This is a genomic window from Streptomyces sp. NBC_00513, assembly GCF_041431415.1.
GTDB lineage: Bacteria > Actinomycetota > Actinomycetes > Streptomycetales > Streptomycetaceae > Streptomyces.
On record NZ_CP107845.1, the window covers coordinates 577,958 to 599,251 of the forward strand.

Annotated in this window: 23 protein-coding genes; 11 read left to right on the forward strand and 12 right to left on the reverse strand. The window is 71.2% G+C overall.

All coding sequences use genetic code 11. The features are described from left to right. Positions 1-41 precede the first annotated feature (41 nt). Positions 42-1,502, reverse strand: coding sequence for an MFS transporter (locus OHA84_RS02905; RefSeq protein ID WP_266973621.1), 1,461 nt, complete (start codon positions 1,500-1,502; stop codon positions 42-44). Between the two features lie 291 nt (positions 1,503-1,793). On the opposite strand from OHA84_RS02905, the gene OHA84_RS02910 reads away from it, so the two are divergent. Next, positions 1,794-2,411 (forward strand): TetR/AcrR family transcriptional regulator, encoded by a 618-nt coding sequence (locus OHA84_RS02910; RefSeq protein WP_053684203.1) that lies wholly within the window; start codon positions 1,794-1,796, stop codon positions 2,409-2,411. 52 nt (positions 2,412-2,463) lie between these two features. On the opposite strand, the gene OHA84_RS02915 is transcribed toward OHA84_RS02910, so the two are convergent. Next, positions 2,464-3,075: a DUF1062 domain-containing protein gene (locus OHA84_RS02915; protein ID WP_266973618.1), complete on the reverse strand. Its 612-nt coding sequence runs from the start codon at positions 3,073-3,075 to the stop codon at positions 2,464-2,466. Between the two features lie 434 nt (positions 3,076-3,509). Here OHA84_RS02915 and OHA84_RS02920 point away from each other — a divergent pair, with 434 nt between their 5' ends. Continuing rightward, entirely contained in the window at positions 3,510-3,809 is a 300-nt protein-coding gene (locus OHA84_RS02920; RefSeq protein ID WP_266973616.1) for a hypothetical protein, read from the forward strand. Between the two features lie 88 nt (positions 3,810-3,897). Here the strand turns inward: OHA84_RS02920 and OHA84_RS02925 are convergent, their stop codons facing one another. Further along, positions 3,898-4,506, reverse strand: coding sequence for an HdeD family acid-resistance protein (locus tag OHA84_RS02925; protein ID WP_053684200.1), 609 nt, complete (start codon positions 4,504-4,506; stop codon positions 3,898-3,900). Between the two features lie 214 nt (positions 4,507-4,720). Further along, complete coding sequence (locus OHA84_RS02930) at positions 4,721-5,722, reverse strand: YafY family protein (RefSeq protein ID WP_266973614.1); 1,002 nt, start codon at positions 5,720-5,722, stop codon at positions 4,721-4,723. 92 nt (positions 5,723-5,814) lie between these two features. On the opposite strand from OHA84_RS02930, the gene OHA84_RS02935 reads away from it, so the two are divergent. Beyond that, on the forward strand, positions 5,815-6,213 hold the full coding sequence (locus OHA84_RS02935) for a VOC family protein (protein ID WP_266973612.1): 399 nt from the start codon (positions 5,815-5,817) through the stop codon (positions 6,211-6,213). 137 nt (positions 6,214-6,350) lie between these two features. On the opposite strand, the gene OHA84_RS02940 is transcribed toward OHA84_RS02935, so the two are convergent. The 4 genes from OHA84_RS02940 to OHA84_RS02955 all read right to left on the reverse strand — a co-directional run bounded on the left by OHA84_RS02940 (position 6,351) and on the right by OHA84_RS02955 (position 9,188). Next, positions 6,351-7,376, reverse strand: a complete 1,026-nt coding sequence (locus tag OHA84_RS02940; protein ID WP_266973610.1) for a hypothetical protein — start codon at positions 7,374-7,376, stop codon at positions 6,351-6,353. Next, positions 7,373-7,720 (reverse strand): PadR family transcriptional regulator, encoded by a 348-nt coding sequence (locus OHA84_RS02945; RefSeq protein ID WP_266973608.1) that lies wholly within the window; start codon positions 7,718-7,720, stop codon positions 7,373-7,375. Before OHA84_RS02945 ends, OHA84_RS02940 begins: the two co-directional genes overlap by 4 nt. 141 nt (positions 7,721-7,861) lie before the next feature. Further along, on the reverse strand, positions 7,862-8,281 hold the full coding sequence (locus OHA84_RS02950) for an SHOCT domain-containing protein (RefSeq protein WP_266973606.1): 420 nt from the start codon (positions 8,279-8,281) through the stop codon (positions 7,862-7,864). A 73-nt stretch (positions 8,282-8,354) separates the two neighbouring features. Further along, complete coding sequence (locus OHA84_RS02955; RefSeq protein WP_053675801.1) at positions 8,355-9,188, reverse strand: class II glutamine amidotransferase; 834 nt, start codon at positions 9,186-9,188, stop codon at positions 8,355-8,357. 418 nt (positions 9,189-9,606) lie between these two features. Here OHA84_RS02955 and OHA84_RS02960 point away from each other — a divergent pair, with 418 nt between their 5' ends. The 4 genes from OHA84_RS02960 (at position 9,607) to OHA84_RS02975 (ending at position 13,484) form a co-directional block, all read left to right on the forward strand. Beyond that, positions 9,607-9,786, forward strand: coding sequence for a hypothetical protein (locus OHA84_RS02960; RefSeq protein ID WP_323181950.1), 180 nt, complete (start codon positions 9,607-9,609; stop codon positions 9,784-9,786). A gap of 523 nt (positions 9,787-10,309) precedes the next feature. Then, complete coding sequence (locus tag OHA84_RS02965; protein ID WP_266973601.1) at positions 10,310-10,915, forward strand: hypothetical protein; 606 nt, start codon at positions 10,310-10,312, stop codon at positions 10,913-10,915. A 425-nt stretch (positions 10,916-11,340) separates the two neighbouring features. Continuing rightward, positions 11,341-12,567, forward strand: coding sequence for a cytochrome P450 (locus OHA84_RS02970; protein WP_266973599.1), 1,227 nt, complete (start codon positions 11,341-11,343; stop codon positions 12,565-12,567). Positions 12,568-12,710: 143 nt separating this feature from the next. Then, positions 12,711-13,484, forward strand: coding sequence for a DUF4328 domain-containing protein (locus tag OHA84_RS02975; RefSeq protein WP_266973597.1), 774 nt, complete (start codon positions 12,711-12,713; stop codon positions 13,482-13,484). A 114-nt stretch (positions 13,485-13,598) separates the two neighbouring features. Here the strand turns inward: OHA84_RS02975 and OHA84_RS02980 are convergent, their stop codons facing one another. Next, a complete protein-coding gene (locus OHA84_RS02980) occupies positions 13,599-14,090 on the reverse strand; it encodes a cupin domain-containing protein (protein WP_266973596.1) in 492 nt (163 codons plus the stop codon). 180 nt (positions 14,091-14,270) lie between these two features. Here OHA84_RS02980 and OHA84_RS02985 point away from each other — a divergent pair, with 180 nt between their 5' ends. From OHA84_RS02985 to OHA84_RS02995, 3 genes are all read left to right on the forward strand, one after another. Then, positions 14,271-14,807 carry a DoxX family protein gene (locus OHA84_RS02985; RefSeq protein WP_266973595.1) on the forward strand — a complete coding sequence of 179 codons (537 nt, stop codon included), beginning with the start codon at positions 14,271-14,273 and terminating at the stop codon, positions 14,805-14,807. A 108-nt stretch (positions 14,808-14,915) separates the two neighbouring features. After that, a complete protein-coding gene (locus OHA84_RS02990; RefSeq protein ID WP_266973593.1) occupies positions 14,916-15,350 on the forward strand; it encodes a hypothetical protein in 435 nt (144 codons plus the stop codon). A gap of 40 nt (positions 15,351-15,390) precedes the next feature. Next, the gene (locus tag OHA84_RS02995; protein ID WP_266973591.1) at positions 15,391-16,278 is read left to right on the forward strand and encodes an NAD-dependent protein deacetylase; all 888 of its coding nucleotides are present in this window, start codon (positions 15,391-15,393) and stop codon (positions 16,276-16,278) included. Positions 16,279-16,396: 118 nt separating this feature from the next. Here the strand turns inward: OHA84_RS02995 and OHA84_RS03000 are convergent, their stop codons facing one another. The 3 genes from OHA84_RS03000 to OHA84_RS03010 form a co-directional block, all read right to left on the reverse strand. Beyond that, a complete protein-coding gene (locus tag OHA84_RS03000) occupies positions 16,397-17,050 on the reverse strand; it encodes a GAP family protein (RefSeq protein ID WP_266973589.1) in 654 nt (217 codons plus the stop codon). 224 nt (positions 17,051-17,274) lie between these two features. Further along, positions 17,275-18,276 (reverse strand): helix-turn-helix transcriptional regulator, encoded by a 1,002-nt coding sequence (locus tag OHA84_RS03005; protein ID WP_266973588.1) that lies wholly within the window; start codon positions 18,274-18,276, stop codon positions 17,275-17,277. 169 nt (positions 18,277-18,445) lie between these two features. Next, a complete protein-coding gene (locus tag OHA84_RS03010) occupies positions 18,446-18,775 on the reverse strand; it encodes a DUF6355 family natural product biosynthesis protein (protein WP_159041264.1) in 330 nt (109 codons plus the stop codon). Between the two features lie 357 nt (positions 18,776-19,132). On the opposite strand from OHA84_RS03010, the gene OHA84_RS03015 reads away from it, so the two are divergent. Continuing rightward, positions 19,133-21,196, forward strand: a complete 2,064-nt coding sequence (locus OHA84_RS03015) for a SpoIIE family protein phosphatase (protein WP_053675826.1) — start codon at positions 19,133-19,135, stop codon at positions 21,194-21,196. The last annotated feature ends 98 nt before the right edge of the window (positions 21,197-21,294 follow it).

Sequence of the window (21,294 nt, forward strand, 5' to 3'; positions counted from 1 at the left end):
GCCGCGGCCCGTGCCCGGGCGGGTCCGGAAGGCCGGGGCGGCTACGTGGCGGCGGGTGCGTGGGCGACCTCCGCCGCGGGTCCCGCCGCGTCCCGCCGCGTCAGTGTTTCCGGGTGGGCGGCGGGAATCAGGGCGGCGACGGCCGCGGAGACCAGGGCGAGGCCGCCGCCCAGCAGCAGACCGGTACGGAACCCGCCCTCGGAGGTGAACGTGTGGCCGCCGACCGTGGTCGTCATCTGCGCCAGGACGACACCGACGACGGCGGCGCCGACCGAGGTGCCCAGGGAACGCATGAGCGTGTTGAAGCCGTTGGCGGCGCCGGTCTCCGCGAGGGGCACGGCGCCCATGATCAGGGCGGGCATGGCTCCGTAGGCGAGGGCGACACCACTGTTCATGATCATCGCGGCGCACATCAGGCCGGGGGCCGTGCCGGACAGCAGCAGCGCGGCGCCGTAACCCGCGGCCAGGACGAGCGCCCCGCAGACGAGGGTGACCTTCGGACCCCGGGCGTTGGTCAGCCTGCCCCCGAGGGGTGAGACGACCATCATCATCAGGCCGCCGGGCAGCATCCACAGGCCGGCCGCCAGCATCGACTGGCCCAGGCCGTAGCCGGTGGCCTCGGGGAACTGGAGCAACTGCGGGACGACCAGCATGCTCGCGTACATGCCGAAGCCGATGAAGACCGACGCGAGGTTGGTCAGCAGGACACGCGGGCGGATGGTGGTGCGCAGGTCGACCAGTGGGTCGGTGGTCCGCCATTCGAACCAGCCCCAGGCTGCCAGGACCGTGACGGCGGTGACGATCAGGCCGAGGGTGGTGGTCGAGCCCCAGCCCCAGTCGGCGCCCTTGGAGACGGCGAGCAGCAGGCACACGAGGCCGACGGCCAGGCCCGACGCGCCGACGAAGTCGAAGCGTTGTCCCTTGGCGCCGGCGGGGACGTCCGGCACGAAGGCCACGATCATCACGGAGACGGCGGCGGCGAGCACGGCGGCTCCCCAGAACAGGAAGCGCCAGTCGGCGTACTGCGCGACGGCCGCGGAGACAGGAAGCCCGATGCCGCCGCCGATTCCCATGGAGGCGCTCACCAGGGCGATGGAGGAGCTGAGCTTCTCGGCGGGAACGACGTCGCGGAGCAGGGCGATGCCCAGGGGGATCATGCCCATGCCGACGCCTTGCAGTCCGCGGCCCACGATCATCGGGACGACGCTGCTCGACAGCGCGCACACCACGGATCCGGCGATCAGCGGTATCGAGCACGCCAGGAGCATGCGGCGCTTGCCGATCATGTCGCCCAGGCGTCCGCTGATGGGGACGCAGACGCCCGCGACGAGGAGGGTGGCGGTGACGACCCAGGCGGCGTTGGAGGAGGAGGTGTGGAGGATCGTCGACATGTCGGCCAGCAGGGGGGTCACCAGGGTCTGCATGACGGCGGCGGTGACCCCCGCGAGTGCGAGTGTCGCGATCACTTTGCCGGTGCGGGGAGCCGTGGACGGCTGTGGCATGGAGGGTTCCTCGGGAGCGTAGGGCGGATGTCCGACCGGACAGGCGACGAGACGTGCGTGTCACGGGTGGGGCGTACGCGTGATGCGGCCGCCCGGCGACCGGGGGCGGGTGACTGGTGCGCGGGGGCGGGTGACGGGTGCGCGGGGAGCGGGTCGCGGATTCGGGTGGCAGGTGGTGGACGGGCGCGCCCGGCGGGTGCGCGCACCATAATCAGTAGTCAACTATCACTTCAGGGCGCCCGGGGTGTCAACTCGAACTGATCGTCGACTATCGGTTGCTATCCTGGTGGAGTGCCGACCGAGACCCCCAAGCCCCTGCGCGCAGACGCGGTGCGGAACATCGAGAAGATCGTGAGGGCGGCACGCGACGTCTACGCGGAGCAGGGGCCCGACGCCGGGCTCGATGAGATCGCCCGGCGGGCCGGCGTGGGGATCGCGACGCTCTTCCGCCGGTTCCCGGACAAGGCGGCCCTCCTGCGCGCGGTGCTGGAACAGCAGTTCACCCAGGACGTCCTCCCCGCCATCGAGCGCGGGCTCGGCGACGAGGACCCGCGCCGGGGCCTGGGTGTCGTCATCGAAGCAGCCCTGACCTCGGCGGCCGACGAGCACCACGTGCTGACCGCGGCGCGCAACGCCGGCATCTTCACCGCGGAGACGAGCGCCCGCTTCTTCGACGCGCTCGACCCGCTGGTGGTACGGGGGCAGCAGGCCGGGGTGATCCGGGAGGACCTCGTACCCGACGACCTGAAGCGGATCATGGGCATGCTCGTCAGCGTGCTGTGGACCATGGACCCGGCCGAGGGGGGCTGGCGGCGCTACGTGACCCTGGTCCTGGACGGCCTGACCCCCGCCGCGGCCAGTCCTCTGCCCAACCCGGCCCCTCCGCTGCTCCGCAGACAGCAGAACTAGGGCCTGTCCCGGCGGATTCGATACCGCCGGGACAGGCCCCTGGCCGGAAGACTCAGCGCTTGAGCGTGAAGGTGAAGTCGCCCGAGAGCCTGCCGCTCAGACGGACCGTCGACACGAGGTTCCCCTCGGCGAGCAGCCTCTCGACCCCTGCTCGCGAAAGGCCGAAGCCTTCGGCGATCAGTCGATCCGGCCGCACCGGTATCCGCGCACCGAAGCGGACCGAGATCTCGATCGACTCGCCCTGCGGCGGAAGCGGCCAATCCGGCCAATCCGGTCGATCCGACCGGTCCGGCCGGTCCGACCGGTCCGGCCGGTCCGACGCGCCGCCGTCGAGGCGCCAGGCGTTGTCCCAGTCGAGGGCGATGCGATTGCGTCGCCGTACCACCGGGTCCTGGAGCAGTTCGGCTGCCAGGCCGAGGTCGTTGGCGTGCAGCAGGTTCAAGAACTCGGGTTGTACGGAACGCACGTTCATCCGCTCCAGGACAGTGAGCTTGGTGGTGTCCCCGCAGGCGTTACACAGGGCGAGGAGCCAGGCGTCGAGGAGCTTGTGGTTCGCGTTGACACGGAATTTGCCGTTCGCACGGAAGCGCCCGGAGGCGCACCTGTGGCAACGGCGGAGAATTGTCGGCAGGCAGGTGGGAACGACCACCCAGGTTTCGGACACAGAAGTACACCGGTTCCAGTGAGAAGACCGCAGCGAAAAGGAGCGCGGCGCACAGGTGCGACGCGCGACGGTTCAGCGCTCGGGGGGTCTCACTTGGTGTACAACGGCACATCCTTGACAGGGGGACTGCGGACGCGAGAACGGTAACGGCACACGGCAGTAAGGCTCCACTGAATTTCGGGCCGGCTCCGGGCGGGTGGCGACCGGCCCCTCGCGGCGGGCACCCCTCCCCACCGCTCTTCGAGGACGCGCACCTCAGGCGCGCCGAAGGGCCAATGCGCATCCGGGTCCTGAGGGTCACACCCCACGCCGGCGTCAGCCATCCCTCTGAAAGGACGGGCCGCACGGAAGGCGACAGGAAATCCGTTGACGTGGTCTGCGCGACCGTGAGGAGATCATGCGTCGAACGTCGACAACATTTGAGGGATCAGCCTTTGCACACCTTGGTCGCGGCGCTCGCCGAGGAGAAGCCGCCCGGTCTCTACTTCCAGAACGTGCTCGTCACCTTGGCCGGCGGCCTTCTCTGCTTTCGGGTCGGCTGGACCCAGGTCCGCACCGGCCGCGGCATCACCGCCCCGAACCGGCCGTTGCGTATCGGCGACGCCCTCGTCGCGCCCGCTCCCCCTCGCCGCTCCCGACGGATCCAGGGCCGGATCTGGATCGGAGCGAGCGGTCTCTTCGCGCTGGGATTCCTGTTCAACCTCGCCTCGGGGCTCTACGCGCTCCTCGAATGAGCCCGACCCGGGCCGCCCCGCGCCCGCCGCCGCGCGCCCGCGTCCGTCCACTCGGCCGGGCCGCGCGGGGCCACCGTCGACGAGGTGTTCACTCCGAGAGCGGGGGTGTGATCCGGCGGGTGGCGGAGCGGAGCGCGAAGGCCATCACCACTTCGAACACGCCGAGCAGGACGAGCCACAGTCCCAGCAGCCGGGTCAGGGCGACCGCGGAGTCCACCGGGAAGCAGAGCACGACGATTCCCGCGACCGTACCGAGGACGCCCAGGCCGAAGAGCAGACCTCGATGTACGAGGGCGCGGTCGGCGATCGAGACATAGGCCGTGAGCACTCCGGTGAGCAACCAGAAGACTCCGACGATCAGGGACAGTGCGCCGATCGTCTGCATGGGATGCCGCAACACCAGGACGCCGGCAAGGAACGCCAGCATGGCGATGAGGACGGCGGCCAGTCTGCTGCCACCCCGGTCGCCGCTGTGCGAGAAGGCCGTGACGAAACGGAAGCCGCCCGCCACCAGGAGTTGCAGGCCGATGATCACGGCCAGGATGTGCAACGTCTCGTCGGGCCAGACAAGCACCAGGATGCCCGGGATCAGTGTCGCCAGGGCGAAGCCGAGCGCCCAGTGCCATGAGCTTCCGAGCTGCTTGAGGACGTCTTCGGGGTCGTTGTGCGTGTCATACGGTGCCGCGTTGGGGGTCATCTCGCCTCCTGGGACAGCCGAACGGTCCGCGGGACATCTCGAAGCCGCCGGACGTGCCTCGCCTACCCTTATGTCAACTTTAGTCCCATGTGACCCGGCTCGCTGATCCGGGCGGCAAGCACATGGGGCCGAGGTCGCGGGCTCTTGGCCGGTCGGCAGAGCGGCCCAGGTGTCGCGGCGCCCGGGCGTCCGCGATGGAGGCCCGGCCGGCCCCTCAGTCGCGCGGAGGTCTCCGTCGGGCCGAATCCGCGAGCCGTTCGGCGAAAGCCTCGACGAGACCGCGGAGTTCAACCGGGCGGTCGATGACGAAGGGGCGATCCAACGAGGCGAGTACGGCGGGCAGCCAGTCGAGCCGGTCCACGCGCAGTTCGACCCGGCACCAGGGGTCGGCATCCGGAGGTGCGCCGTCCGGGGAGGGGAGTTCCGACAGGACCGCGAGGCCGGGGGGCAGTCGGGGATGGATGTCCCCGACCGTCCCCTGGACTCGCAGGGTCACCTCATGTCGGTACGGGGCCGTCGCGAGCCCCGTCAGGACGCGCTTGACCGGGTCGATCGCCGCGGGTGGCTCGAAGGAGCCGGGCAGGATCCGCACATCGGAGATGCGGTCCAGTCTGAACGTCCGGTCCTCGTCCGCCGAGGGGTCCGCCGCCGTCATGTACCACCTGCCCGCATGGGCGACGACTCCGTACGGGTGCAGGGTGCGCTCGCTGCGTCGGCCGTCGGCGGCGGTGTACCTGATCGAGATCGGTCGGTGGTGGTGCACCGCCTCGGCGATCGGGAGCAGGACCCCCGGGTCCGGCGCGGCCCCCTTGCCGGGCGGGTCCGTGATGGCGAGTGAGCCCAGCACCGCGTCGAGTCTGCGGCGCAACCGTTCGGGCAGCACGCGCCTGATCTTGGCCGAGGCCGTCTCGCTCGCCGTGTCCGTGGCCGCCGTCAGGCCGGACCGCCGACCGGCGACCAGGCCCAACAGAACGGCGAGCGCCTCGTCGTCGCTCAGCATGAGCGGCGGCAGCCGGTATCCGGGGGCGAGCCGGTAGCCGCCGTAGCGGCCGCGCGCCGATTCGACGGGCACGTCGATGTCGACGAGTCGTTGTACGTAGCGCCGCACGGTGCGTTCGTCGACGTCCAATCGATCGGCGAGTTCGGACACGGGCCGGATGCCGCCCGACTGCAGGAGCTCCAGCAGGGTCAGGACGCGGGCGATGGGGCGGGGCATGGGGAAAGTCTCCCGTACATACCGGGCGGGTTCCGCCCGGTATTGGTCGTAGCGTGCGGTCACGAGCACCGACGCACCAAAGGAGAAACCCCATGGACTTCGTCTCCGTCCGCATCATCACGGGCGACGTGGCCCGCCTCGTCGCGTTCTACGAGCGCGCCACCGGCCTGTCGGCGAACTGGGCCAACGAGGACTTCGCCGAGCTCAGGACCGCCTCGGCCGTCCTGGCGATCGGCAGCACCCGCACCGTCCCTCTGTTCGCACCCGGATCCGCCCGCCCCGCCGACAACCACAGCGTCATCCTCGAATTCCTCGTCGACGACGTGGACAGCATCCACCGGAATCTGAGCGGCTTCGTGGAGGACTTCGTCAACGAGCCCACCACGATGCCCTGGGGGAACCGCGCACTCCTGTTCCGTGACCCGGACGGCAACCTGGTCAACTTCTTCACCCCCGTCACGCCGGCCGCCCGCGAGAAGTTCGCCCGCTGAGGACAACGCGCCCGCCCGACGGGCCGAACGGCCGGACCGCCCGGCCTCCCCGTCGGCGAAGGGTCCAAGGGGCCGGGGCCGCCGACACCGGGCACGGGAGAACGGCGCGCGCCTGCGCCCCGGGACGCTTGCGTGGACTACCGACCGGGGGAACCGCCGGGGCGCTTGCGCGACAGACGAGTGGCGAGGATCGCCAGGTCCACGGCGAGCGCTCCGCCGGCCAGGGCGATCTGCCAGACCGGCCCACCGGAGACGACGGCGACCACCAGGTAGCCGGCGAGGATCACCGCGAGTGCCGCTTCCAGGACGGCGTCCCGCTTCCACCACCGCACGCGGGGGGACTCCGCTTCGGACAGGCGCAGCGCGTACAGCTCCACGGGGCCGAACTCCTCCTCGGGAGCCTGTCCGGTGGCGTCGAGGTGGTCGGCGGCCTCCTTCGTCAGCTCGGCGGCACGCGTGGAAGACATCGCGTGGCGCTCCGTGAGCAGTTGCGGCAACCGGCCCAGCCAGGACCGGCGTTCGTCCGTGTTCAGGCCACCGGAGTTCAGGCCGTCCGTACGCGGTGTCATGGGTGCTCCTTCGGGGTTCTCGGTCGATTCGGCCCGTATGGCTGTCCAGAGCAGCACGAGGCCCAGTACGCACAGGAGTGGAGTCGGGAGGTGGCCCAGCGGCCTGTCGGAAAGGGAGGTGAAGGCCACCGCGCCGATCACCGCCGCTGTGGCCACGGCCCCCCAGCCGAGGGCGCGGCGACGCCGGTCTCGGATCGTGGAGGCGACGACGCCACCGGCCAGGGCGGTGGCGATGAGTGAGGAGCCGGTCAGGGCACCCGGAGTCACGGCCGACATGAGGCCGTTCGTCATCCAGAGACCCGCGCCGACCGTCAGGGCGGCCAAGCCGACCGGGGCGGCGGCCCGGCAGAGTGCCTGGACGGGTGTCAGGTCGTTCCTGACGTGGCGCAGCCGCTCCTCGGGCGCGACCCGCTCGCCGAAGACGGCGGCGGCGTACTCCTCCGGCGTACCGAAGGCGTCCTGGGGGCTCTCACCACTGTCGACGCAGTGCTGCTCGACCTCGGCCAGCACCGCGTCCGCGGTGGCGCTGTCCACCGAATGTGCGGCCAGGGCCAGTCGGGTCCGTGCGTTCCACCGGGTGGCGGCGTCGGTCATGGGTTGTCCTCCACGCTGTGGGACAGGAGTCGAGCCATGGCACCGGAGAACTTCTCCCAGCCGGCCGTCTCCTGCCGCAGTCTGCTCCATCCGGCGTCGGTGAGCCGGTAGACCTTGCGGCCCGGCCCGCCCTCCCCCGGTTCCCACCGGGCCTCCACCGCCCCGTCGGCCTCCAGTCGGCCGAGCACGGGGTACAGCGCGCCGCCGCGGACGGTACCGAACCCCCGGGCGGCCAGTTCCTGCACCAGCGCGTAGCCGTGCCGCTCGCCCTCGGCCAGTACACCCGCGAGCGCGAGCGGCAACACCCCCCGCAGCCAGCCGGTCATGGGCTCTGCGTCGGCCATGCGGAAGCCCCCCTCTCCATGCCCGAGCTCGGACTAGTTCATTCTCAGGCTAGTTCGTTCTCAGACTAGTGTGGACGCACGACCGCCCGGCGTCAACGACTCTCGGGTGAAGTCGACTTGGCTCCTCGTTCGCGCCCCGCCTCAGGAACCGAGGACCTTGCCCTTGGCCCGCTCGTACTCGGACGCCGTGATGGCGCCGCGGTTCTTGAGTTCGGCGAGCCGCGACAGTTCCTCGGCCTGACCGGTGATCGCGTCGCCCTCGCGCGCGTAGGTGCGGAACGCCTCCTCCTGCCTTTGGCTGCGCCTGAGTTGACGTTCACCCATCCCTCGCCCACGGACGATCAGGTAGATGAAGACACCCAGGTAGGGCAGCAGGATGACGAAGACGGTCCACCCGGCCTTGGCCCAGCCGCTCAGGTCGTCGTCACGGAAGACGTCACCGATGATGCGCATGAGGAGCACGAACCAGAACACCCAGAGGAAGCACAACATCATGGTCAAGAAGATGTTGAGCAGCGGGTAGTCGTAGTCCTCCGCCAGGTTGATCAGTGAGTTCTGCATGGCCCGGTCTCCTGTTGGTCGGGGCCGGACGACGGCCCTGGGTCCGTCCGCTTCCCGGGTGGGCGCGTTCGCGTCACGCGGGCACCGGAGCAAAGGGGTACAACTCGTCGGCGCCCGGTTGTACGACCCCGTAGCTGCTCTCCGGCACCTCGTTCCAGGCGCCGGGCAGGTCACCGAGGGGTTCGGACACGATGAGGCGGGTCCCCTCGGAGATGTCCCGCAGGAACGCGATGTCCGGGTGCAGCCTGCGCAGCGCGTCCACCCGGCTGCTGTAGAACAGCGACCGGGAGTCGTGGCCGCTGGAGTAGCGGAAGGCCCACACCCGCACGCCGTCGCTGATGGCGAGTGTCATCTGGAGCGGTGACTCCACCCCGTGGTCGCGGCCGACGCGCTCCACCACTCCCGCCATCCGGGCGACGGCGGTCGGCGGGTCCCGGTCGAGGCCGAAGGTGAGGGCCAGGAAGAACATCACCTCGGAGTCCGTGGTCCCCTCGATGTCGGCGTAGAGCGCGGGGTCGACGAGCAGGGTGAGGTCCCGGCGCATCAGGTGGAAACCGGCGATGGCCCCGTTGTGCATGAACATCCAGCGGCCGTGTCGGAAGGGGTGGCAGTTCGACTGCTGCACCGCCGTCCCGGTCGACGCCCGGATGTGGGCGAAGAACAGCGGCGAGCGGACGTGGTCGGCCATCTCCCTCAGGTTTCGGTTGTTCCAGGCGGGGCCGACATCCCTGAGAAGCGCGGGAGTGCTGTTGTCCTGCGAGTACCACCCGACGCCGAATCCGTCGCCGTTCGTGGTCTCCACACCGAGCTTGGAGTGCAGGCTCTGGTCGATCAGCGAATGGGCCGGCTTGTACAGGATCGTGTCCAGCAGCATGGGAGTTCCCGAGTAGGCGAGCCACCGGCACATGCGTCATCACCTGGATCCCTGCGGCACCGCGAGCCGCGCGAGCACCGCATCGCATCGCTTCCGCCGCTCACGGCATCGCTTCGCCGCTCACGCCCGGCATTGAACCCGTCGCAACGGGTTCAATGCCGGCACCCCGGCGGTCGCCCACTGCGCGGGCAGTCTCATTCTCGGCTCCCGCGCGGAGGAGCGCGATACGGGGAGAGCCCGCGGCCCGCCCCCGACGAGGCGCGACCCCGCGAAGGATCCGGCACCGGCCGACCATGTGGAGGGGGTCGTCCGCGCACTGCCGGCCGGAGGCCGCGCTCGGCGTGCCGGGTCGGCCGGCGTCCCGCAGGGTGGAGGAATGGAGCGAGCGCCGATCTTCGTGCACCGTGTCAGCCCGTCGGGCGGGCGCCCGGTCGGTATTCGCGTGGGCGGAGTGGACACGATTCTCGGCGTCGCGCACGAGGACACCGATGTGATCGAGATGCTCAGGCGGATCGAGGTCCCCGACCCCGACGAGCTGGTGCTGGGGGACTCGCCGCTGATCGAGTGGCAGGTCGACGGCCCGCACGTGTACGAGGCCGAGACCGGGCCGCCGCCTGCCGACCTGCCCTGACCCGGTGGATGTCGGGGCCCCGGCCCGAGGGGGGAGGTGGGGCGGCGCCCCTCCACCGACGACCCCACCGGGGAACGGCTACCCGCCCCCCGCCGCCGGTACCGCTGAAGTACGGTGCCCGGAGCCCTGCCCGGCAGCGTCCGGCAGGGGGCCACGCACCGTCCGTACCGCAGCCCGGGGATTGCGTCGGCCCCGTTCTCCATCGGGTTCGGGCTGGGCTGCGGGAGCCGGCTCGGGCCCTGGGTTCCCTCGGATTCCCGCGCTCCCACGAGAAGTTGAGCCGTGATCACTCCGACTCTCCGGGGCGGACCGGGCGTGGCTCGACGTCCCGCGCCACGGCCCGCCCCCTGGCGGCTGCGCTCATGCGGTGACGCGTCGAGCCCTTCTCCCTGCGGAGACGGATGGAATACTCGTGTCTCCCGTACGGTCAAGAGACGGCCACGCCCCGCCGACACGAACGCCGCGCACCTCAACTGGCTGGATCCGGCCGTCTTCGATGCCACCACCGGAACAGGAGCGCGCCATGCGCCTTTACGCCCAGACCCCGGCGAGGCGAAGCCGGCAGGTGCTCGCGGATCTGATCGCCGTGGCCGTGATCGCGGCCTCGGTGTGGTTCGCGCTGGCCGTCCGCGACGCGATCATGCTGCTGGCCGAGCCGGGACGGAAGGTGGAGAGTGCCGGTGACAACCTGGCCACCGGCCTCGACAGCGCCGGCGAAGCCGCGTCCAGAGTGCCGCTCGTCGGCGGCCTCCTGAAGAAGCCGCTCCAGTCCGCGGCCGAGGCCGGCACCGGGCTCTCCGACGCCGGACAGTCACTCCAGCACACCGTGGAGAACGTGGCCACACTGACCACGCTCGCCCTGATCGTCTTCCCGGTCACCTTCGTACTGGTGCTGTGGCTCCCCCCACGCCTGCTGTGGATCCGGCGCGTCGCCACCACCCGGCGCCTCCTGGAAGCCCCCGGCGGCGCCGATCTGCTGGCCTTGCGCTCCCTCACCGGGCCGCCGACCGACCTCACGGCCGTCCCCGTCCCGCCGGCCGGCCTCGCCGACGCCTGGCGCCGCGGGGACCAACAGGTCATCTCCGAACTGTCCAAAGTCGCTCTCAGACGGGCGGGTTTGCGGCCCTGACAGGCGGAGCGCGGAAGACCCGACGGCGCGACCTGACCGCACGACCCGACGGCACGACTCCCGCGAAGCGCCACCGGATCATCCCCACCGGTGACCGCGTGGTCGGTCCGCCATCGCCCCTCTCCTCCCCCCAGCAGCTCCGTGGCGCCTCGGGACTCCCCTCATGTCACAGACTGCGGCGAGACCCGCTCAGGAGCAGGCGTCGGGGCTCTGGCGACGGCGGGTGGCGTCGTGTTTCCTGAAAGAAGCGCAGTTGAACGGATACACGGACACATCACCGGCCGCATCGCAACCCGCAGGCTTCCCGGACGAGTCGGTCGAAGGTCCGGCATACCGGGGTGAGGACTGCGGTACAGCGGCTCGGCCGGATCCCACGGCGCCGACGGTGTTCGGCGCGACGCAAGCCAGGCCGATGGGGGAACTCCATGACCGCCGCGCGCAACGTCCCGGACATCCTGTCGCAGGAGTTCGCCGAGAATCCGTACCCGACGTACCGGGCTCTGCGCGAAAGCGAGCCCCTCGTCTGGCACGAGGCGACGCAGAGCTACCTCATCTCCCGCTACGAGGACGTGGCCCGGGCGTTCAAGGACAAGGAGTCACTCTTCACCACGGACAACTACGCCTGGCAGGCGGAGCCCGTGCACGGCAAGACCATCCTCCAGATGAGCGGCCGGGAGCACTCCACTCGGCGCGCTCTGGTGGCCCCCGCGTTCCGGGGCAACGAGCTTCGGGAGAAGGTCGTCCCGGTCATCGAACGCAATGCCCGCGAGCTGATCGACGCGTTCCGCGACGTCGGGTCCGTCGACCTGGTGAGCGGCTTCGCCTCGCACTTCCCCATCACGGTGATCGCCGACATGTTCGGACTGGACCGGTCCGGCCAGGAGCGCATCAGCGGTTGGTACCGGGCCTTCGTGGCGTTCATCGCGAACCTGTCCGGTGATCCCGAGTGCGCGGCGGCCGGCGAGCGGGCTCAGGTGGAGTTCGCCGCGTACATGCTGCCGATCATCAGGAACCGGCGGGACCACCTCGGTGACGATCTGCTGTCCGCGCTCTGCACCGCCGAGGTCGACGGGGTGAGCATGAACGACGAGGACATCAAGGCGTTCTGCAGCCTCTTGCTCACCGCCGGGGCCGAGACGACCGACAAGGCCATCGCCGGCCTCTTCGCGAACCTCCTGGCCAACCCGGGGCAACTCGCGGCCGTGCGGCAGGACCGCGGGCTCATCGACCGGGCCTTCGCGGAGACGCTGCGCTACAGCCCGCCCGTCCACATGATCATGCGGCAGGCCGCCGCCGATGTCCCGGTGAGCGGGGGCACCATCCCCGCCGGCGCCACCGTCACCTGTCTGATCGGGGCGGCGAATCGCGATCCCGAACGCTACGAGGATCCGGACCGGTTCGACATCTTCCGCACCGACCTGACGGCGACCACCGCCTTCTCCGCGGCCGCGGACCACTTGGCGTTCGCGCTGGGGCGGCACTTCTGCGTCGGTGCGCTGTTGGCCAGGGCCGAGGTGGAGATCGCCACCAACCAACTCCTCGACGCGATGCCGGACATCCGGCCGACCGAAGGGTACGACCCGGCCGAGCAGGGTGTCTTCACCCGTGGTCCGAGGTCCCTGCTCGTGGAGTTCACCCCCGCCGGCCGCTGACCTGCGGGTTCGACTGATTGCCCTACCGCCGAACCCCTTGGACGGCGGGCGTGGACATGGCATATCGTCAGGCGGCTCGGGTCGCCCGTCAGGCGGCCCGTTGTCATGTCGCACGTGCACGTTCCCGTGGGGGGTACTCCGTCATGTCCTTCAACAGGCCCGGCCCGTCGCCGGCTCCGCAGCCCGAGGCCGGACCGATGACGCCGCCACCACCGCTGCCGGCGCCTCATCCCGCCCCGCTGCCGCCGGCCGCCGGTGTGCTGCGCTCGCCGGAGGGTCTGGCGACGGCCCTGACGGTGTTGTTGTCCGTGGGTGCCGCGATCGATCTCTTCTCGTCCGGGGTCAACCTGTACGTGTGGAGGCTGATGAAGGACCTCCTCGACGCCCCCGCGAGCGTCGAGGACGACAACATCGCCCTGGCCGACCTCCTCAACGGCGCGACCGGCGTCGCGCAGACCGTCCTGCGCCTGGCCACGATCGTGGTCTTCATCGTCTGGTTCCACCGGGTCCGCTGCAACGGCCAGGTCTTCCGTCCCGACGGATTCAGCCAGTCCGCCGGCTGGGCCATCGGCTGGTGGTTCGTCCCGATCGCCAACCTCTTCTTCCCCTACCGGACGGCGCGGGAGACCTGGAAGGCCAGCACGCAGCTCGCGCCCGACGGTTCGTACCGCCACGTCCCCACCGCCCCGGTGACCGCCTGGTGGATCGTGTTCGTCGCCACCCTGGTCCTCGACCGCGTCTGGTCCAGGCGGTACATCGCGGCCGACACGGTCGAGGCGATGCGCAGCGTCTCCGCGCTCGGCGCCGTCACCGACGTCGTCACCATCGTCGCCGCCGTGCTGGCCGTCCTCTTCGTGCGCAAACTGACCGCGCTCCAGCGGGTCAAGGCCACGCAGGGCCCGATCGCCGCGGCCTGACGGGGGTCATGGTCCGGCGGTCCGACACTGGACCCTCTGTGCCACGACCGGTTCGCGAAACCGTCCTCGGGACGGTTTCGCGGACGGCCTCGCGACAGGGCTTGGCCGCGCGCCCTACTCGACGAAGTACGAGTCGTGCCGGATGAAGAACTCGGTGCGTTCCTCGTCGGTCGCGTTCGCGAGCTGCGACAACCCCTCGAAGTACTCTTCACGCGGCGCCCCCGGCGCGAACACCATCAGCATCTCCGCCGGAGCGTCCGAATCATTGCGGAAGGCGTGCAGGCCGCCCTGTGGCACGAAGAGGAAGTCGCCCTTCTTCGCGTCGATCCAGTCCGCGCCGTCGAAGAGCCTGACGGTCCCGTCGAGGATGAAGAACGACTCCGAGATCGTCTTGTGGAAGTGGGTCTTCGGACCTCCCGCGCCGGCGCTCATCTCCACCCGGTAGAGGCCGAACTCCCCGTTCGTGGAGGCCTTCGTGGCCAGGTAGTGCGTCGCGTCGCCGTTCGGGGACGACAGCTCCGCCGGCGTGTCGACGGGCCTGAACACCGCGCTGACCTCGCCCTCGTCTCCCCCGTAGCGTGCCTCCGGATACGACGGATACGACATGTCTGTCCCTCCCGTGTCACTCCCGCGTGTACATGGACCTGTGCAGCCGTGACAACCAGCCGTCCGGTGCCGTTCTTCCCCCGGCTCTCTCGCGTCCTGGGCGGAGGCCTGCGGGGCTCCCCGCGTGGAGCCCGAACGGGAACCACGGATGGACCGGCCGAGGCGGGGCAGCAGCGGGACATGGCTGTCCTTCGAAAGCTCGCCCGCCCCCTGCTCGCCACCCCGCACATCGTGGAGGGCCTGCGCACCCTGCGCCGGCCCGAGACCGCGGCGGAGGTCTTCCAGCCCTTCGCCGAGGCCGTCGGCAAGCGCGTTCCGGCTTCGGACGGCGACCCGCTGAAGCTGGTACGCGTCCACGGCGCGATCCAGGTCGGAGCGGGCCTGATGATCGCAACGGGACGTGCCCCTCGGCTGGCCGCGCTCACGCTCGCCGCCACGGTGGTGCCGACCGCTCTCACGGGCCACGCGTTCTGGACGGTGAAGGATCCGGAGGAGCGTGCCCGGCAACGCGCCCGGTTCCTGACCGACCTCGCCGCGGTGGGAGGTCTACTCATCGCCGCCGCGGACACCCACGGAAAGCCCTCCCTCGCCTACCGTTCCAGGCACGCGCTCGACCACCGGCATCCGGTGAGGGCCGTCCGCCGTCCCGTGGAAGCGGCCGCGGCGACCACGGCCGCCCGGGTCAAGGCGGCCGCCGCTCTCGCCGACCCTCGCTGACAGGGCCCGCCGGTCGCCGGTCCCCGTGGGCGGCGGCGTCACGGACGCACAAGGCGTCCGGGGTCGTGATCGCCGCCGGAAATGACCGCTCGCAGTGAGGAGAACCCCATGGCAGACGTTCGCCGGACCGTTCGGCGGCTGTCCGTCGGCACCCTGTTCCGGCCTGCCGCGCTCGACCCGCGCCTCTTGGCGCGGACGGTGACCGTGGCGGTCCGTGGCGGCCGGCGGCGCACGGCCGCCGTGTCCGCCGCGGTCTGCGCCACCGCCGGCGAGCGCCGGGTGTGCCCCGGCCCGCTGGTTGGTACGGACCCGGCCGCCGTGTACGGAGCACGGTGCGACGCGAAAACGCCGGCCGGCGGCCCGGACGCCTACGCGGGCGGCGCCGCCCGTCGCGAACGGGCTCACGAGGCGGTCGCGTCCCGTACCACCGGCCCCGACGACCTGGCCTCACTGCTGAACATGCTGGACCTGCGGCCCGGCCCCGACGAGAGGGGCACGGGACCCGGAGGCGACGGATGGTCCCGCGGCGGCGACGGAGGCTGACGGCCTACGCCGGACGCCGTGTGCTGCGTACGCTGGCGTCATGCGCATGCGCCCCGCTCTGACCTGGACCCCCACCGAGGACCTGCGGCCCGGCACCACTGATCCGGGGCCCGTCGCCGATGCCCTGGAGGCCGGCGGGGTGCTGGTGCTGAGCGGGGCTGGCATGTCCACGGAGTCCGGCATCCCCGACTATCGGGGCGAGGGCGGAAGCCTGAGCCGGCACACCCCGATGACATACCAGGACTTCACCACCAGCGCCGCGGCCCGACGCCGCTACTGGGCACGCAGCCACCTCGGCTGGCGCACGTTCGGCCGCGCCAGGCCCAACGCCGGGCACCGGGCCGTGGCGGCCTTCGGGCGCCGCGGACTGCTGTCGGGCGTGATCACCCAGAACGTCGACGGACTGCACCAGGCCGCCGGCAGCGCGGACGTGGTGGAGCTCCACGGAAACCTGGGCCGGGTCGTCTGCCTCTCCTGCGGCGTCTCCGGCTCGCGCCGGGAACTCGCCCTGCGGTTGGAAGAGGCCAACGCGGGCTTCGAACCAGTGGCCGCGGGACTCAACCCCGACGGCGACGCCGACCTCACCGACGAACAGGTCGGGGACTTCTCCGTGGTGCCCTGCACGCACTGCGGCGGCATCCTCAAGCCGGACGTGGTGTTCTTCGGCGAAACCGTTCCGCCCCGGCGGGTCGCACACTGCCGCGAACTGGTCGGTGCGGCGGCCTCCCTCCTGGTCCTGGGCTCCTCGCTGACGGTCATGTCCGGACTGCGCTTCGTCCGTCAGGCGGCCCAGGCCGGGAAGCCCGTACTGATCGTCAATCGGGATCCGACCCGCGGCGACAGGCACGCCGTCACCCGGGTCGAACTCCCTCTGGGAACGACCCTCACCGCCCTGGCCGACCGCTTGGACATCCCCATGGACGACTGAGGGGCGCCCGACCGGATCGGGCCCGATCCGGTCGAAGGTGTGTGGGCCTTGTGGGCCGAAGGCCGGATGTCCGATGCCGCCGCGGTGTGCGGGCCCGGGTGGGTCGTCGTCCCGCCGGTCACAGGCCGGCGGCGCCCTCGACGAGCAGAAGCACACCGATCACCGACAGGACCACGGCGGTGACGGCGCTGTTGTGGATCTCCAGCCAGGTCCTTGCCCGGCCCAGAGGGCCCAGGACCCGCTCCCCCACGACGACGTGGAGCAGCAGCGGGATGGCCACGGTGGACGCCGCGACGGCGGTGAACACCACCACGGCCGTCACCGCGCGGGACGGCCCCGCTTCGGCGGAGCCGACGGTCAGGCCGGCCGCCGCCGAGAGCAGGGCGACCTTCGGGTTGGCCGCGGACAGCAGCAGCCCCAGCCGCAGGGCTTTCACCGGGGTGGCGTCGGTGAGGGTCCGCATCCAGGCCGGGGTGTCCTTCTTCGCTCGTGAGCGCCACTGCCGCACGGCCAGCAGAAGGAGGACCATGCCGAGGGCCGCTTTGGTCCAGGATGCCCAGGTGGGAGTCTCCTCGTGGACCTCGATGACGGCGGCGAGCAGGGCGAGGGCGACCGTCACCGCGAGAACGCCGGCCGTCCAGCCGGCCAGGAAGGACCCGGCGGTCACCCGGGGGCGGGGCGTGAAGAGCAGGAAGACCGCGGGAACGACGGGGACCGGCGACAGCGCGATACCCAGTGCGAGCGGCACGACCTCGCCGAGCAGTTCTCCCACAGGCCGACCTCCTCGCGGCCCGTCCCCCGGCCCGGGGTGCGGCCTCGGCCGGGTACCGCCGCTTGTCGTGCGCGTCCGGCGCCGAGCGGGAAGGGCCCGTGTCCCGGAACTCCGGAGGGCGGCGGGGCCCCGACAGGCGTGCGCAATCTATCGGCCTGAACGGGCCATGAGGCACTGCCTCGCCGAAGCCCCGCCCCCGTGCCGTGGTCGCCACGGCTCACGGGTCACGGCTCCGTCGTGGTCACGGAACTCAGCAGGGCGAGCCCCAGGGGGGTGATGCGGTGCAGTACGGATCCGCCTCGGCGGCTGGTGGTGATCAGATCCGCGTTCCGCAGCACCGTCGCGTGCTGGCTGGCGGCTGCCACCGAGACGTTGAGGCGGCGGGCCAACTCGGTCGTCGTGCTGCCTTCGGCCGTCACCCGCAGTGCGGCGGCTCGCGTGCGGCCGAGCAGGGATTCCAGGTTTCGGCCCGAGGGGCCGGCCACACCGGCCGACCCGCCGCCGGCCAGCGGCTCGCGGAGGGCCGGTACCGTCAGCCGGGGTGGCTGCGTGGTGTCGAGCGGGTCCCACAGCAAGCTCACCGAGTGCGGCGAGAAGACGGTGGGGGTGACGATGAGTCCCCTTCCCCTGAGGTGCACCTCGACCACGCGCGGGTAGGGAGCCTCCAGAACCGGCGGCCGCCAACGGACCAGTGGTGCGCAGAGCGAACGCAGCAGCAGATCGACCCCTCCCTCGAGCAGCACGTTCATGTAGCGGGAGGACAGCGCGGCCAGTTCGGACCGCCCTTTGTGCCAGTAGGGCTCCACGGCCAGCCGATGGCAGGCGCGCAGCGCCTCGGCGAGTTCCCGCCGCGCCTCGCGGTCCCCCTCGGACACCCGCCTTGCCCAGGGCAGGTGTTCCAGGGGGAAGTCGATGCCTTCGAACTCCCGTCGCAGACGGGCCGCCGGTGCGTGGAGCAGGTTGTCCACGGCGTGTTCCAGGCAGGGCCCGTCCCCCATCAGGGCGAGCAGGTCGAGCCCGGGCCCACGCACCGGCAGCAAGGACGTCAACGGGCGGGTGTTGGCCCCCATGCGACCCGCGACGGCCGCCCGCCACGAGCGGAAGTGGGGGCTGTCCCCGCTCCCCCGCAGCAGTTCCAGGCTGTAGTAGGTCTCCGCCGCGACCCCGATCGTCGCGGCGACGCGTGTCCGCGCGAGATCTTCCGCCGTGAAGTGAATGCGTAACACCGATCGGCCCCCTGACGGTGCTGGAGCGTGCCCGCGCACCCGCAGCATTCCCCGGCCAGGGTCACCACACGCCTTCCGATCGCCTCTCGGATCGGGGCGAAACAGGCTCGGGTGCCCTATGGCCGGGGGCGGATGCACAGCGGACACGTCCGCGCCGCGCCGGAGAGGGTTACGTGATGCGGCAGCCGGCTCCACCGACGTAGTTCGCGTCCCTGATCTGGCTCTTGAGGCCGAGCCGCGTATCGCCGGGTCCGACGCAGATGGTCCGGTCGAAGCCCCGGACGACGTCGAGTTTGATCTTGATCGTGGTGGGGCCACAGTGGTTGTAGAACGCGATCTCCCTGCCCGCGTAGTACCCGCACACTGCCTGGGTTCCCGCTCCCTCGGCGCTGCCCGCGCTGCCCGCGCTGGCGGGGGTGATCGTGCTCATCACCGCAGCGGAGCCGAGAACGGCGACCGCCATCCATCGCCGCATGCCGTTGACCCGTAAGCGCTGCATTCCTGCCACACTCCTCTTCATCTCGGGCGGGGTCTTCACCCCTTTGCCGCAGCACAGACTGGCAGAGCCGTCCGCGCACCGGCAAGCCTCTAAGCGACCACTTAAAGCCGCAGGTGAGACCCCCTTCCTGGCCGTTCCCGGGCTCGTTTCACCCAGCTCTCGCACACGGGTTCGCAGGTCTGCCTCAGCACTGCGAGGGAGCACGCCCGGCCAGGCGCGCCACGCCCGCTCACGGCGCGGCCGGGCCGTGCGCACGACGCAGCACCGCCCGGTCCCGGCGGCGGTAACGTAGGCATGTGGGGCAACTCCTCAGGCTGCGGGAGACGGATCTCTCGACGGGCGAGAGGCGGTGCGCGCATGGATCCCGAGCCCTTCGACGAGGTCACGAGCCCGGCCGCCCGGGCCGCGGGCGGCTGGCTCGGGGGGCTGCCCGTGGCGGTGCTCGCCACCGGCAGCGACGGCCGGATCGTGCGCTGGGACACGGCCGCGCACGAGTTGTTGGGATACACCCCGCGCGAGGTCATCGGCCGCCACATCGCCGATCTGTTGCATCCGGGAGTGGACCGGAGTCTCGGCAGGTCGTTGTGGGAGAAGGCCGTCACCGCCCGCGGCGTGATGGGTACCGTGACCGCCTGGCACCGGGACGGGCACCCGGTGGAGGTGGAGATCTGGGCGGCGCCCGTCCCTGCCCGTCCGCGCGGCGGGACGACCGTGCTGGTCTTCGCCGCCGATGCCGCCGCCGCCCAGCGGATCCGCGGTTCCTCCGCGGTGTGGGACGGATTGTTCGCCCGCTCCCCGGTCGGCATCGCCCTCTTCGACACCCGGTTGCGCTTCCTGCGGGTCAACCCCGCCTTGGAGGCGATGAACGGCCTGCCGGAGGCCGCTCACGTCGGTCGACGTCTGGCCGAGGTGCTGCCCGGGGTGAACGCGGCCGCCATGGAAGTCCTCATGCGGCAGGTACTCGAAGACGGTCGGCCCGTCCTCGACTCCCGTCGTATCGGCCGTACTCCGGCCGCCCCGGACCAGGACAGGGTGTGGTCGTGCTCCTACACCAGGCTGGAGGACACGGACGGGCACCCCCTCGGACTGGCCGCCTCCCTGATCGACATCACGATCCAGGAGCAGACCCAGCTGGAGGCCGAGGCCGGCCGGCGCCGCCTCGCGCTGATCAACGCGGCCACGTACCGCATCGGCACCAGCCTGGACCTCGAGCGCACCGCGCAGGAACTGGCCGACGTCACCGTCCCGGAGCTCGCCGATCTGGTCACGGTCGACGTTCTGGAGTCCTTGGCCGCGGGCGCGGAGATCGGTTCCGGCCTGGTGGCCGGGACCCGCCTGCGCCGCCTGGGCAAAGCCCCCTTCGACTCACCCCTGGCCGAGATCCTCGCCCCGCTCGGACGCACCCTGATCTTCCCGTCGGCCGCGCCCTACACCCAGGCGCTCGCCGACCGCCACGCCTTCGTCGTCCCCCGCCTCGACGAGAATTCCATCGCGCCCGCGGCCCGTCACTCCCCGGCGCCGGCCGAGCTGCTGAAGCACGGAGTGCACTCTTTCATGATGGTGCCGCTGCTCGCCCGGGGAACGGTGCTGGGCCTGGCCACGTTCTACCGCTGCACCACGCCGGAGCCCTTCGGCGACGAGGACACCGCCCTCGCGACCGAACTGGCCGCGCGGGCCGCCGTGTGCGTGGACAACGCCCGCCTCTACCACCGCGAGCACGACACCGCCCTCATCCTGCAGCGCAGCATGCTGCCCCAGCACATCACCCCGCCCCCCGGCATCGAGGTCGCCCATCGCTACCTGCCCGCCAGTGACGTCAACGAGGTGGGCGGCGACTGGTACGACGTGATCCCCCTGACCGGCGACTCCGTGGCGCTGGTGATCGGCGACGTCATGGGGCACGGCATCCAGGCCGCGGCCGTCATGGGCCGGCTCTCCGCCAGCGTCCGCGCCCTGGCCAGGCTCGACCTCGACCACGACGACATGTTCCGCCAGCTCCAGGCCGCCCTGGACGACCTGGCCGACCCAATGCTCGCCACCTTCCTCTACGTCGATCTCGACACGGCGACCGGGGCCTGCCGCATCACCTGCGCCGGCCATCCTCCGCCCGCACTCGTCACCCCCGACGGCGCCGCCCGCCTTCTCGACGTACCGCCGGGACTCCCCCTGGGCGTCGGTCCCACCCGCTTCACCACCACTCACACCACGCTGGCTCCGGGCAGCGTGATCGTTCTCTACACCGACGGTCTCATCGAGGCACGCGGCACCGACATCGACGACCGTCTGAGCGAGCTCACCCATCTTCTGGCCGAGCCCGCGCCGTCCCTCGACGCCCTCTGCGACAGTCTCGTCACCCATCTGGTGCCCGCTTCGGCCGACGACGACATCGCTCTGCTCGCCGCCCGCCTGAACAAACCCTGACGCGATCGGAGAACGAAGGTGGCGGCCGGATGCGAGCACCTCGCGAGTTGACTGAAAATTCAGTCAGTGCCAAAGTGGTCACCGAGGCCGCAGCACTC